Genomic DNA, 11,741 nt, shown 5'->3' on the forward strand with positions numbered 1-11,741 from the left:
GGGCCATGACCTCGAACGACGTACCCGCCCCCGGCGCCGGCACCTCCGGCGGCCGTCGGCGTGTACTGGGCCGGGGCCCCGGCACTCCACGGGTCGAGCCGGCGGCTCCACCCGGGGAGCAGGCGTCCGCCGGGGAGCCGGTCCCGACCCCGGCGGAGACGGAATACGAGGCTGCCGTCCCCGAGCCGGATCCGGGCGCGGAGGCCGGGGCTGAACGACCGTTCCGTGAGCCCGGGTCGGATGTCGTGACTCCGGTGCCGGTCGCCGGCCGGCGACCCTTGGGCCTGGAGCCGGGCGCCGTGGCGCCGGGGACGGTCTCTGTGCCTTCAGCGGAGGCCGCGGCCCCGAAGACGGTCCCAGAGGCGGAGGCCCTGGTTCCGGGGTTGGGTTCCGAGCCTCAGGCGGAAGCCGCAGCCGGGCAGCGGTCCGCGGGCGCGGTGGCGCCGGAGGCTGTCTCTGTCTCTTTGGTGGAGGCCGTGGCCCCGGAGAGGGTCCGAGAGGCGGAGGCCGGGGTTCCGTGGGCGGGTCCCGAGCCCCAGACGGAAGCTGCGGCCCCCGGGCCTCGGGCCGAGTCCGGTGGCGCAGACCTGGAAGCGGGCGTGGGGGCGGAAGCCGCCCCCGGTGAGGCCGACGACGACGGTGTCTTCAAGGTCCGGCTCGCCAACTTCGAGGGGCCCTTCGATCTGCTGCTTCAGTTGATCTCCAAGCACAAGCTGGACGTCACCGAGGTTGCGCTGTCCAAGGTGACCGACGAGTTCATGGCGCACATCCGGGCGATGGGGCCGGACTGGGATCTGGATCAGACGACCGAGTTTCTCGTCGTCGCGGCCACCCTGCTCGACCTCAAGGCCGCCCGGCTGCTGCCCTCCGCCGAGGTCGAGGACGAGGCCGACCTCGCGCTCCTGGAGGCGCGCGACCTGCTGTTCGCACGGCTGCTGCAGTACCGGGCCTACAAACAGATCGCCGACATCTTCAACCAGCGGCTGGACGAGGAGGCCCGGCGTTATCCGCGTACCGTCGGACTCGAGCCCCATCACGCCGAGCTGCTGCCCGAGGTCGTCATCAGCATCGGAGCGGAGGGCTTCGCGAAGCTCGCCGTGAAGGCGATGCAGCCCAAGCCCAAGCCGCAGGTGTACGTGGACCACATCCACGCCCCGCTGGTCAGCGTCCAGGAGCAGGCCCACATCGTGGTCGCCCGGCTCAGGGAGCTCGGCGAGGCCAGCTTCCGGGCGCTGGTCGAGGACACCGACGACACCCTCACCGTCGTCGCACGGTTCCTCGCCCTGCTGGAGCTCTACCGGGAGAAGGCCGTCGCCCTCGACCAGGAGACGGCGCTCGGCGAGCTGATCGTGCGCTGGACCGGCGGGGAGGGCGAAGCCCAGCCCATGGTCACCGACGAATTCGACCGACCGCCCGAGCCGCCCAAGGAGGACAAGGCGTGAGCGAGGACACCACCGCCCTCCCGGCAGGGCTGAGCACCGTCGCCGACCTGGACCTCAAGCCCGCCCTGGAGGCCGTCCTCATGGTTGTGGACGAGCCCGCGACCGAGGAGCATCTCGCGAAGATCCTCCAGCGGCCCAAGCGGCAGGTCGGGGACGCACTGCGGGAGCTGGCCGACGAATACGCCGTGCAGGGCCGCGGATTCGAGCTGCGGCTGATCGCCGGCGGCTGGCGCTTCTACAGCCGCCCGGAGTACGCGGCGGCCGTCGAGGGCTTCGTCCTGGACGGCCAGCAGGCCCGGCTCACCCAGGCCGCCCTGGAGACCCTCGCCGTCGTCGCCTACCGCCAGCCGGTCAGCCGCAGCCGGGTCTCGGCCGTACGAGGAGTCAACTGCGACGGGGTCATGCGCACCCTGCTGCAGCGGGGTCTGGTCCAGGAGGCGGGCACGGAACCCGAAACAGGTGCGATCCTGTACACGACGACGAACTACTTCCTGGAGCGGATGGGCCTGCGCGGTCTGGACGAGCTCCCGGAGCTCGCGCCCTTCCTCCCGGAGGCGGAGGCGATCGAGGCCGAGACACTGGAAGGGGTTCCGTCGTTCGATCCGGACGCTCCGGATTCCGAGGACGCAGACGACAAGACGGAACTTTGATGCGAAGCAGCAGCGGCAGGAACAGCAGCGGAAACAACGGCGGGAGCCGTGGTGGCAACAGCGGCGGCCGCGGCGGGAGCAGCGGTGGCCGCGGTAATTACCGCGGCGCCGGTAACAACCGCGACGACAAGCAGGGCGGCCGGCCGAAGAAGCCCCGCCCGGAGGAGCGGCGCTACGACGTGGGCCCCGGCGCCACCCAGGACGGCCCGAAGTCGGGGCGCGGCGCCTCGGCGCGCGGCGGCGCCAAGGGCGGCCCCAGGCAGAGCCAGGGCACGGGCCGGGGCCGTACGGCCCCGGCGAGCTCCCGTGAGTACGACGCCCGGGCCGAGGAGCGCAACCGCGAGCGGTACGCGGGCAAGAAGGACGTCAAGCTGCCCAAGACCTTCCCGGGTGCCGAGCAGGAGGGCGAGCGGCTGCAGAAGGTGCTCGCGCGTGCGGGCTACGGCTCCCGGCGCGCCTGCGAGGAGCTGATCGAGCAGGCCCGCGTCGAGGTCAACGGCGAGATCGTCCTGGAGCAGGGCAAGCGCGTCGACCCCGAGAAGGACGAGGTCAAGGTCGACGGCCTCACGGTGGCCACGCAGTCGTACCAGTTCTTCTCGCTGAACAAGCCGGCCGGTGTCGTCTCGACGATGGAGGACCCCGAGGGCCGGCAGTGCCTCGGCGACTACGTCACCAACCGCGAGACCCGGCTCTTCCACGTGGGGCGGCTCGACACCGAGACCGAGGGCGTCATCCTGCTCACCAACCACGGTGAGCTGGCGCACCGCCTGACCCACCCCAAGTACGGCGTGAAGAAGACCTACCTCGCCGCGATCGTCGGCCCGATCCCGCGCGACCTGGGCAAGAAGCTGAAGGACGGCATCCAGCTGGAGGACGGGTACGCGCGCGCGGACCACTTCCGGGTGGTCGAGCAGACCGGCAAGAACTACCTGGTCGAGGTGACCCTGCACGAGGGCCGCAAGCACATCGTGCGCCGCATGCTGGCGGAGGCAGGCTTCCCGGTGGAGAAGCTGGTGCGCACCTCCTTCGGGCCGATCACCCTGGGCGACCAGAAGTCGGGCTGGCTGCGGAGGCTGTCGAACACCGAGGTCGGCATGCTGATGCAGGAGGTCGACCTCTAGCAGCCCTGTGCCACGGCCGGTTCCGGATCCTCTCCGGTACCGGCCGATGCGTTTTCGCTCCCTCGCCGGTCTGTACTCATGACCGGCGAGAGGAATGGCCATGCCTGCTACGACGACGGACCGCGACGAGTTCGTCCGGCTGACGGACCCGTACCGGCGGGAGCTGCTCGCGCACTGCTACCGGATGCTGGGCTCGGTCGACGAGGCCGAGGACCTGGTGCAGGAGACATATCTGCGGGCCTGGCGGTCCTACGAGGACTACGAGGGCCGCGCGTCCCTGCGGACCTGGCTGCACCGCATCGCCACCAACACGTGTCTGACGGCGCTGGAGAGCCGCGCGAGGCGTCCCCTGCCCGCGGGGCTCGGTGGGCCGTCCGAGGCGCCTGAGGAGCCGCTGAGGGCCCCTGCGACGGAAGTTCCATGGCTGCAGCCGCTGCCCGATTCGCTCGTCGACCCGGCGACCGTCGTGGCCGCCCGCGGCAGCCTGCGGCTCGCGCTGGTAGCCGCGCTGCAGCACCTGCCCGCCAGGCAGCGGGCCGTGCTCATCCTGCGGGACGTGCTGGCCTGGCGGGCGCCCGAGGTCGCCTCGCTGCTCGGGACCTCGACGGCCGCCGTCAAGAGCAGCCTCCAACGCGCGCGTGCCCGGCTCGACGAGGTCGCCCCCGATGAGGACCTCGTCGTCGAGCCCGAGGGCGCGGCGGACCGCGAGGTGCTCGACCGGTACATGGCCGCCTTCGAACGCGCCGACATGGACGCGCTGCTCGATCTCCTCCAGGACGGCGTCGAGCTGGAGATGCCGCCCAACCTGGAGTGGTTCCGCGGCAAGAAGGACGTGCTGCGCTTCCTGCGGGCCAGGGGACACGGCCAGGGCCGCTACCGGATGCTGCCCACGCGCGCGAACGGGCAGCCGGCCGTCGTCATGTACGTCCGCGGGGTGGACGGCGTGCTGCGCGCGCACTCGGTGCAGGTGCTCACCGTGGAGGGCGGCACCCTGGCCCGCATCACGGCCTTCATCGACCTGGCGCAGGTGGACCGCTTCGGGTTCCCCAGGGTGCTGTCGTGAACTGCGGTGAGCTCCTGGAGCGTTCGCTCGCCTACGCACTGGGAAGTGTCGCCGGGGTCGGGTCCGGGAGTCTGGAGCGGGGCACTCCCTGCGCGGAGTGGGACCTGGGGGAGCTGCTCGGGCATCTCGACGACTCGCTGGACGCCCTGCACGAGGGGCTGACGGGCGGGCGGATCGGGCTGACGCCGGGACGCCCCGGGGGAGACCTCGCCTGCGCGTTCCGCACGCGCGCGTGCGCCGTGCTCGGCGCCTGGGCGGCCGGCCCGGGGGAACGGGTGCTGGTGGGCGAACTGCCGCTGGACGTCCGGGTGATGGCAGCCGTGGGGGCCGTGGAGATCGCCGTGCACGGATGGGACGTGGCGCAGGCCTGCGGGCGCCCCCGGCCCATACCGGGCCCGCTGGCGGCAGAGCTGCTGGCGGTGGCGCAGTGCGTGGTGGCGCTGGAGGACCGGGGCGTGCGGTTCGGCGCGCCCGTCGCCGTACCGCTGCACGCGGGCCCCGAGGCGCGTCTGCTGGCCTTTCTGGGGCGGCGCGATTCCTTTCCGGGGTGAGGGTGGTCTGCCTTCCGTGAGCGACCTCAAGAGCTCATGGAAGGAACCCCCGTCATGACCGACACACTGAGTGTCTCCGTACGCAAACCACCCGCCGGACAGGCCCCGCACCGACCGGTGTGGACCGTCGTCCTCGCCGGGCTCGGCGCGCTGCTGTGCTCCCTGGACGTCGTGGTCGTCGCGACCGCGCTGCCCGCCCTGCGGGCCGACTTCGGGGCGAGCCTGTCGGACCTGGAGTGGACGATCAACGCCTACAACCTGGTCTTCGCCTGTCTGACCCTGACCGGCGCCGCGCTCGGCGACCGGTTCGGGCGGCGGCGGATGTACCTCGCCGGACTCGCCGTCTTCACCCTGGGCTCGGCCGCCTCCGCGCTGGCGGGCGGCCCGGGCCAGCTCATCGGCGCGCGCGTGGTGCAGGGCGCCGGAGCAGCCGTACTGCTTCCCCTCACCCTGACCCTGATCAGCGAGGCGTTCCCGGCCGAGAAGCGGGGCGTCGCCATCGGCGTATGGGGTGGCGTGACCGGTCTCGGAGTGGCCGCCGGGCCGGTGCTCGGCGGGGCCGTCACCGAGGGCCTGTCCTGGCAGTGGATCTTCTGGCTGAACGTGCCCATCGGCCTCGCGATGCTGCCGTTCGCCGCCACCAGGCTCCGCGAGAGCTACGGCACTCGGCCCCAACTCGACCTGGTCGGGCTGGTGTTGGCGGCCCTTGGGGTGACGGGGCTGGCCTGGGCGCCGGTCCGGGCCCCGCAGGCGGGCTGGGGGAGCGCCGAGGTGCTGACCGCGCTCGCCGCCGGGATCGTGTTCCTGGCCGCCTTCCTGCTCTGGGAGCGCAGGGGAGCCCGCTATCCGATGCTGCCGCTCGCGCACTTCCGCAACCGCGGCTTCTCCGTCGCCAACGCGGCCGCCTTCCTCGTCTTCGGATCCCTGCTGGGCGCCCTCTTCATGATCACGCAGCTCTTCCAGACCGGGCTCGGCTACTCCCCGCTGCAGGCGGGCGTGCGCATCCTCGTCTGGAACGCGATGCCGCTGCTGGTCGCCCCGGTCGCCGGCGCCCTCGCGGACCGCTTCGGCACCCGGCCCTTCATGTTCGCGGGCCTCGCCCTGCAGGCCCTTGGCCTCGCGCTGCTGGCCTGGCAGGTCGAACCCGGGGTGCGGTACGGGCAGTTGGTCGTCCCGCTGATCATCGCCGGTGTCGGTATCTCCATGGTCTTCCCGAGCGTCGCCAACGCCGTGACCTCCGCCGTCCCCCTCGGTGACGCGGGCGTCGCGGCCGGCGTCAACAACGCCCTGCGCGAACTGGGCGGCGTCTTCGGTATCGCCGTCGCCGCGCTGGTCTTCACGCAGTACGGCGGCTACGGCTCACCCGCGTCCTTCATGGACGGCTGCGCACCGGCGCTGTGGGTGTCGGCCGGGGCGGCGGGAGTCGGAGCGGTGGTTGCGGCGTTCGCGCCGTCACGCACGCGCGCGTGAGCCCACTTTGCGCCGCCGAGCAGCTCCTGCATGGTCTCGGCGGCGCGGACCGCGGCGGCACCGCAGCAGTTGTTGAACAGCACGTGGAGCTGCTCCGTCCGCCCGGCCAGTGACCGCAACCGGGGGAGCCATTCGACGAGTTCGTCCTCCCCGTAGTCGTACCGGAACCGGTCCTCCTTGCTCCCCGACCCCCAGGCCGGGCTCCGCCCGTGGAACCGGACCACGGACAGCCGCGGCGCGGCGACCGGCGTGACGGGCGGGACGGACAAGGGAAGCGACTGCGTCATGTCCACCGCCACGGCGGTCATGCCGTACCGGGTCAGTAACGAGCGAGTGGCCTCCGCCCACTCCGGCCGCCACCATCCGGGATGCCGGAACTCCACGGAGACCGGCCACCCTTCGGTCCGCTCGGCGCACTCCCGCAGGAACTCCCCGCACCGCTTTCCGGGGCGAAACCACGGCGGCATCTGGAACAGCACACTGCCGAGCCGCCCGGCCGCCCGCAGCGGCTCGATCCCTTCGGTGAACCGCGCCCACACCTGGTCGAGCACCTTCGGATCCCGGTGGTCGGCGGGAAGCCCGTCCGGCATCACCGAGTCCCGCGTCGGGTGTCCCGTGAGCAGCGAGAACGCCTTCACGTCGAAGACGAAGCCGTCCGGCGTCCGTTCGGCCCACAGGAGACTGTTGCGTGCGCTCGGCAGCGCGTAGTACGCCGAGTCGACCTCGACGACCGGGAACCGCTCGGCGTAGTGCCTCAGCCGCCCCTCCGCGTCCTTGCGCCCCGCCGGATACCAGCCGCTGCCGACCAGTGCCCGGTCCGTCCATGAACACGTGCCCACGAGGATCTCGCCCATGCGGTGCCGATTACCCCTCTCGGAGGCACGGAAGCACGCGGGTTGGGGAAGCGCTCGGGGTTGTGGAAGCACACACCTCGTGTTTATAGTCGATATGACTATTAAAAAGTCCGGGGGTGGGAGGCCGGTGCCATGGAGTACGACAAGTACGCCTACGAACCCTTCGCCGTCACCGTCGACCTCGCCGTCCTGACGATCCGTGACGGCGCCCTGCAGGTCCTCCTCGTGGAGCGCGGCCAGGACCCCTATGCCGGTCACTGGGCGCTGCCCGGCGGCTTCGTCGAGCCGCGGGAGTCGGCGGAGACGGCCGCCCGGCGTGAACTCGCCGAGGAGACCGGCCTCGCGGACGTCACCGGACTGCATCTGGAGCAGCTGCGCACCTACAGCGAACCCGACCGCGACCCCCGGATGCGGGTCGTGTCCGTCGCCTTCACCGCGCTGCTGCCCGACGCGCCCGAGCCGCGGGCCGGCAGCGACGCGGCGCGGGCGGGCTGGCTGCCGTACGACTCGGCCGGGCCGCTCGCCTTCGACCACGACACGATCCTCGCCGACGCCCACGAACGGGTCGGCGCCAAGCTCGAGTACACCTGTCTCGCCACCGCCTTCTGCCCGCCCGAGTTCACGCTCGGCGAGCTGCAGCACGTCTACGAGACGGTCTGGGGCACCGCTCTCGACCGGCCCAACTTCCGCCGCAAGGTGCTCGCCACGCCCGGCTTCGTCGAGGCCGTGCCGGGTGCCGCCCGGCTGACCGGCGGCCGGGGCAAACCCGCCGCGCTGTATCGGGCGGGTCCGGCCACCGCGCTGCACCCGCCCCTCCTCCGACCGTCCCGGGAAGGACGCCCTGCATGACCGCCACCATCGTCGACAAGCAAGCAGCCACCGGGGCGTTGACCGGACTCGCACTCGGGGACGCGCTCGGCTTTCCGACCGAGTTCAACGATGTGCCGTCGATCCTCGCCAAGTGCGGGCCGTGGCGTCGGATGCGGCTGCCGAAGCCCGCGATCGTCACCGACGACACGCAGATGACGCTGGCGGTGGGACGGGCCCTGCGCACGGCCATGGACCGTGGGGTGCTCGCGCCGAAGCGGCTGGAGCGGCCGTTGCGCGAGGAGTTCGTGGACTGGTACCAGTCGCCGGAGAACAACCGGGCGCCCGGGAACACCTGCCTGCTGGCCTGCTACCTGCTGAAGGACGAGAGCCGCCGCTGGCAGGACGCCAGCCAGATCGGTTCCAAGGGCTGCGGCGCCAACATGCGGGTCGCGCCCGTCGGGCTCGTCCCCGGCCTGAGCGACGAACAGCGCGCGGGCGCCGCCCAGTTGCAGTCCGCGCTCACCCATGGGCATCCGACCGCGCTCGCCGCCTCCGACCTCACCGCCCGTGCGGTACGGCTGCTCGCGCAGGGCGCCGAGCCGACCGGCCTCGTCGGTCTGCTGCGGTCGTACGCCCTGGAGAACCGCAGCCGCTACCACCACGCCTGGCTCGGCGACCTGTGGACGCGTGCCGGCGACGCCACCCCCGAGGAGTTCATCGCGCGCGGCTGGGACGAGTGCCTGGAGATCCTCGGCCGCCTTCAAAACGCCGTGCGCACGGTCTCGGTGGAGACCGACCCGTGCCTGGCCACCGGCGCGGGCTGGACAGCCGAAGAGGCCCTGGCGACCGGCCTGTTGTGCTTCCTGCTCTTCGTCGACGAACCGGTGACGGCTCTTCGGCGGGCCGCCTGCACCTCCGGCGACTCCGACTCCATCGCCTGCCTGACGGGCGCCTTCGCGGGCGCCCACCTGGGCGCCGACGCCTGGCCGAACGAATGGGCCGACCGCATCGAATACCGCACCGACCTGCTGACGCTCGGCGCCCTCTGGGACGCGTGAGTGCCCGTCGCGCGACTCGGACATCGCCTGCGGGGTGTTGGAGCGGGCGGCGCCGGGACGGATCCGGTCACGTACGACGTGCGTAAGTCCGTACGGCTGATGCTGCGCTGCGGCGGCTCCGTCCTGGCTCAGCTGGTGTTGGCCCCATGGTGCGCAGCGGCGAGGTGCAGGCCCATCTGCCCGCGCTGCTGGGATGTCGAGCACGCGCGCGTGCAGGCTGATGGCGAGGAACTGCACGGCGTGTTGGACGGGGCGCAGGAGGCCTCGCGCTAGCGGACGCCCCGGCCGGGTACGACGCCCTGCACGACCTCGTCGTACGCGTCCGGCTGGAGGGCTGAGGCGCGGCGGACGCGCATGAGGAAGGCCTCGACGCGGGCGCGGTCCGGCTCCTGGGGGAGGGGGCTGTGGCGGGCTGCGTCGTCGGCCTCCGCGGCCAGGCGGTTCATCCACGACTCGACCGCCGGCCACGGGACCTCGCCCCGCTTCACGGCCAGCAGGGGCTCGCGCTGCTCGCCCACGTCGAGGGTGAGGGCGCCGGTGCGCAGCAGGTCGCGGGCGCTCATCAGGAGGCGCAGCAGATGCATGGCGTGCTTCCAGCGCGGGGCGCCGCGCAGGCGGACGTGGGCCTCCAGCTTCTTGCGCTGGCCGAGGGCGTAGCGCGTGAACGTCTCGTGGGCGCGGCGGGAGAGGAACGCCCCGCGCAGTGCGAGGAGTTCGCGGCCGGTGTCGTCGACGTACTCCACGAGCGGGGAGTGCAGGCACTCCAGGATGTTCGGGTTGGCGCGCAGCGCCAGCTCGCAGAAGCGTTCCAGCTCCCAGCCGAACTGCTCCTCAGCAGGGCCCTCGACATGCGTGGGCGGCTTCTCGAAGCGCCAGAAGAGGGGAGTGGGCGCCACGAACACGCCCCTGCGGTCGGTGTCGCTGCCGTCCGTCGCCAGACCGAAGGCGCGCGAACCCATCACGCAGGCGTAGATCGTGTGGTCACGCACCAGGGTCTCGGGAAGCATGTCCCGGAGCGTACGCGGCCCCTCACGCCAGACGGATGGAATTTCCCTCCACCTTGATCTGCTCCGCGGGCAGCGGCTTCGGCGCCGGACCGCCGGCCACCGAGCCGTCCGCGATGCGGTACCTGCTGCCGTGGCAGGGACAGTCGATGGTGCCGTTCGAGATGGTGCTCACCGTGCAGCCCTGGTGGGTGCAGATCGCCGAGAAGGCCTTGAACTCGTCCTTCTTCGGCTGGGTGACCACGACCTTCTGGTCCTTGAAGATCTTGCCGCCGCCCACCGGGATCTCGGAGGTCTTCGCCAGCTCCTGCCCCCCGGAGGCGTTCGTCGCGGACCCGGAGTCGCTGTTGCCGTACTTGCTGCAGCCCGCGGCGAGCGTCGCCGCGCCCGTCGCGAGGAGAACCGTGCGCCGCGTCGAGCGGTGGGTCATGTCGTCACTCCGAACGTGCGGAAGAACCAGAGGGCGGACGTCAGCCAGATGAGCGTGAGAACGGTGAAGACCAGCCCGCCGACGAGCGGCAGCAGCCAGCCGGGCAGCCGCTGAGAGCGAAGCAGCAGCATCTTGGCACTGAAGGCACCGAAGAAGAAGCAACCCAGGGCCGAGTGCCACATCACACGCGTTGTGTAGGTCTGGTAGCCCAGCGCGTACAGGCAGTGCACGGCGACCGGGACCGCCACCAGGAACGCGATCCGGCCCGACCAGCGGTGCAGCGCCGACGCCCAGCGCGGCCCCGGCAGCTTGCCGTACACCATGAACGCACTGACCAGCTGGACGAGCGCGAAGAAGAACGCGGTCGACGCCAGCCACGACTTCACCGCGCCGGTGCTGCTGAACCCGGCCAGGTTGAAGGCCGTCCCGGTGGGGTCGTGGACCTTGCCGTACACCCCGAGGCCGACGGCCACCGCGGCGGCGACGAGGGCCGGGACGAGATAGCGGGCGGGACTGGGGGCGCGATGGGCGGGCTCGGAGGGCGGGAAACTCTGGGTCGCGGCGTTCGGGTCGACGGTCATGGTGTCGTCTCCCAGGTCAGGAGGATCAAGGAGTCACGGGATGTGCCGTCAGCCGCTGTCCGTCGACCGTCACCGCGCCCGTCGCCGGGTCGATGGCCGGCGCGGCCGAGGGCGCTCCGTCGCGGGTGACGATGCCGACCTGCTTGCCGCCCGGCAGGACGATCCAGCCGCCGACGATCCTGGCGCCGGCGACCTGGCTGTTCGCCCGGTAGATCCCGGACGGCTTCTTCGCCTTGTCGAGGGTGAAGGCGTAGTGCCCGCCGCCGACGTCAGCAGTCCCCCGGATCTGCTTGCCGTCCTTCAGCGTGCCGTTCAGCTTCGCGCCGTGGTCACCGGTCAGGCTCAGACTCCCGTCGTCCTTCACCGAGCCTTTCAGCCACGACTCGATGTTGTGGCCGTCGCAGAAGTACGCGATCGCCCTGCCGTCGCGCAGCGAGACGGCCACGGCGGACGAGTCGTCGTCGGTACGGCCGGTGTAGACACCCTGGGGCGCGGCCGCCGGCGACGGCGACGGGCTGGGCGACGCGGTGGCCTTGGAGGGAGTCGGCGAGGCAGTGACGGCGGGCGACTTCTCCTTGTACGGGGACGAGGCGCTCTTCGATCCCGTCGTCGCGTTGAGCGACAGCATGAACAGGCCGAGCAGCAGTCCCGCGAGCAGTGTGAGCAGCGGTCCAGGGCGCTTCATACGGGCCTCCCCCGAGGCGGGT

13 protein-coding genes and 1 pseudogene are annotated in these 11,741 nt (G+C 71.9%); 9 read left to right on the plus strand and 5 right to left on the minus strand.

Annotation, left to right across the window (positions count from 1 at the left end; all coding sequences use genetic code 11):
- The first annotated feature begins 371 nt into the window (after positions 1-371).
- The 6 genes from ABD355_RS30895 to ABD355_RS30920 all read left to right on the plus strand — a co-directional run bounded on the left by ABD355_RS30895 (position 372) and on the right by ABD355_RS30920 (position 6,297).
- Positions 372-1,442, plus strand: a complete 1,071-nt coding sequence (locus ABD355_RS30895) for a segregation and condensation protein A (protein WP_425585815.1) — start codon at positions 372-374, stop codon at positions 1,440-1,442.
- The gene (gene scpB, locus ABD355_RS30900) at positions 1,439-2,092 is read left to right on the plus strand and encodes an SMC-Scp complex subunit ScpB (protein WP_344404105.1); all 654 of its coding nucleotides are present in this window, start codon (positions 1,439-1,441) and stop codon (positions 2,090-2,092) included. Before ABD355_RS30895 ends, scpB begins: the two co-directional genes overlap by 4 nt.
- Entirely contained in the window at positions 2,092-3,213 is a 1,122-nt protein-coding gene (locus ABD355_RS30905; RefSeq protein ID WP_344404107.1) for a pseudouridine synthase, read from the plus strand. The genes scpB and ABD355_RS30905 overlap by 1 nt, the downstream gene beginning before the upstream one ends.
- A gap of 100 nt (positions 3,214-3,313) precedes the next feature.
- A complete protein-coding gene (locus ABD355_RS30910; RefSeq protein WP_344404108.1) occupies positions 3,314-4,276 on the plus strand; it encodes a sigma-70 family RNA polymerase sigma factor in 963 nt (320 codons plus the stop codon).
- Positions 4,273-4,827: a TIGR03086 family metal-binding protein gene (locus ABD355_RS30915; RefSeq protein WP_344404109.1), complete on the plus strand. Its 555-nt coding sequence runs from the start codon at positions 4,273-4,275 to the stop codon at positions 4,825-4,827. The genes ABD355_RS30910 and ABD355_RS30915 overlap by 4 nt, the downstream gene beginning before the upstream one ends.
- A 54-nt stretch (positions 4,828-4,881) precedes the next feature.
- Positions 4,882-6,297 carry an MFS transporter gene (locus ABD355_RS30920; RefSeq protein ID WP_344404110.1) on the plus strand — a complete coding sequence of 472 codons (1,416 nt, stop codon included), beginning with the start codon at positions 4,882-4,884 and terminating at the stop codon, positions 6,295-6,297.
- On the opposite strand, the gene ABD355_RS30925 is transcribed toward ABD355_RS30920, so the two are convergent.
- Positions 6,180-7,151 carry a DUF72 domain-containing protein gene (locus ABD355_RS30925; protein WP_344404111.1) on the minus strand — a complete coding sequence of 324 codons (972 nt, stop codon included), beginning with the start codon at positions 7,149-7,151 and terminating at the stop codon, positions 6,180-6,182. The two genes, ABD355_RS30920 and ABD355_RS30925, sit on opposite strands and share 118 nt — an antisense overlap.
- 132 nt (positions 7,152-7,283) lie before the next feature.
- Here ABD355_RS30925 and ABD355_RS30930 point away from each other — a divergent pair, with 132 nt between their 5' ends.
- The 3 genes and pseudogenes from ABD355_RS30930 to ABD355_RS44750 form a co-directional block, all read left to right on the plus strand.
- The gene (locus ABD355_RS30930; protein WP_344404112.1) at positions 7,284-8,000 is read left to right on the plus strand and encodes an NUDIX hydrolase; all 717 of its coding nucleotides are present in this window, start codon (positions 7,284-7,286) and stop codon (positions 7,998-8,000) included.
- The gene (locus ABD355_RS30935; protein WP_344404114.1) at positions 7,997-9,019 is read left to right on the plus strand and encodes an ADP-ribosylglycohydrolase family protein; all 1,023 of its coding nucleotides are present in this window, start codon (positions 7,997-7,999) and stop codon (positions 9,017-9,019) included. The genes ABD355_RS30930 and ABD355_RS30935 overlap by 4 nt, the downstream gene beginning before the upstream one ends.
- A gap of 146 nt (positions 9,020-9,165) precedes the next feature.
- Positions 9,166-9,357 (plus strand): annotated as a pseudogene (locus ABD355_RS44750) (nucleotidyltransferase domain-containing protein); the annotation flags it as partial.
- On the opposite strand, the gene ABD355_RS30940 reads toward ABD355_RS44750, so the two are convergent.
- The 4 genes from ABD355_RS30940 to ABD355_RS30955 are packed head-to-tail and all read right to left on the minus strand — an operon-like array spanning position 9,289 to position 11,719.
- Complete coding sequence (locus ABD355_RS30940; RefSeq protein ID WP_344404115.1) at positions 9,289-10,026, minus strand: nucleotidyltransferase domain-containing protein; 738 nt, start codon at positions 10,024-10,026, stop codon at positions 9,289-9,291. The pseudogene ABD355_RS44750 and the gene ABD355_RS30940 sit on opposite strands and share 69 nt — an antisense overlap.
- A 22-nt stretch (positions 10,027-10,048) precedes the next feature.
- Complete coding sequence (locus ABD355_RS30945) at positions 10,049-10,453, minus strand: Rieske (2Fe-2S) protein (protein ID WP_344404116.1); 405 nt, start codon at positions 10,451-10,453, stop codon at positions 10,049-10,051.
- Positions 10,450-11,034, minus strand: a complete 585-nt coding sequence (locus ABD355_RS30950; RefSeq protein WP_344404118.1) for a DUF6529 family protein — start codon at positions 11,032-11,034, stop codon at positions 10,450-10,452. Before ABD355_RS30950 ends, ABD355_RS30945 begins: the two co-directional genes overlap by 4 nt.
- A gap of 25 nt (positions 11,035-11,059) precedes the next feature.
- Positions 11,060-11,719, minus strand: a complete 660-nt coding sequence (locus tag ABD355_RS30955) for a hypothetical protein (RefSeq protein WP_344404119.1) — start codon at positions 11,717-11,719, stop codon at positions 11,060-11,062.
- Positions 11,720-11,741: the final 22 nt, after the last annotated feature.

It is taken from the genome of Streptomyces longisporus, from assembly GCF_039532765.1.
In the GTDB taxonomy this organism is placed as follows: domain Bacteria; phylum Actinomycetota; class Actinomycetes; order Streptomycetales; family Streptomycetaceae; genus Streptomyces; species Streptomyces longisporus.

Excerpts from the sequence above, each read along its gene's own strand:
- ABD355_RS30905 (WP_344404107.1), top strand. The coding sequence starts at position 2,092 with ATGCGAAGCAGCAGCGGCAGGAACAGCAGCGGAAACAACGGCGGGAGC.
- ABD355_RS30910 (WP_344404108.1), top strand. The coding sequence starts at position 3,314 with ATGCCTGCTACGACGACGGACCGCGACGAGTTCGTCCGGCTGACGGAC.
- ABD355_RS30920 (WP_344404110.1), top strand. The coding sequence starts at position 4,882 with ATGACCGACACACTGAGTGTCTCCGTACGCAAACCACCCGCCGGACAG.
- ABD355_RS30925 (WP_344404111.1), bottom strand. The coding sequence starts at position 7,151 with ATGGGCGAGATCCTCGTGGGCACGTGTTCATGGACGGACCGGGCACTG.
- ABD355_RS30930 (WP_344404112.1), top strand. The coding sequence starts at position 7,284 with ATGGAGTACGACAAGTACGCCTACGAACCCTTCGCCGTCACCGTCGAC.
- ABD355_RS30935 (WP_344404114.1), top strand. The coding sequence starts at position 7,997 with ATGACCGCCACCATCGTCGACAAGCAAGCAGCCACCGGGGCGTTGACC.
- ABD355_RS30940 (WP_344404115.1), bottom strand. The coding sequence starts at position 10,026 with ATGCTTCCCGAGACCCTGGTGCGTGACCACACGATCTACGCCTGCGTG.
- ABD355_RS30945 (WP_344404116.1), bottom strand. The coding sequence starts at position 10,453 with ATGACCCACCGCTCGACGCGGCGCACGGTTCTCCTCGCGACGGGCGCG.
- ABD355_RS30950 (WP_344404118.1), bottom strand. The coding sequence starts at position 11,034 with ATGACCGTCGACCCGAACGCCGCGACCCAGAGTTTCCCGCCCTCCGAG.
- ABD355_RS30955 (WP_344404119.1), bottom strand. The coding sequence starts at position 11,719 with ATGAAGCGCCCTGGACCGCTGCTCACACTGCTCGCGGGACTGCTGCTC.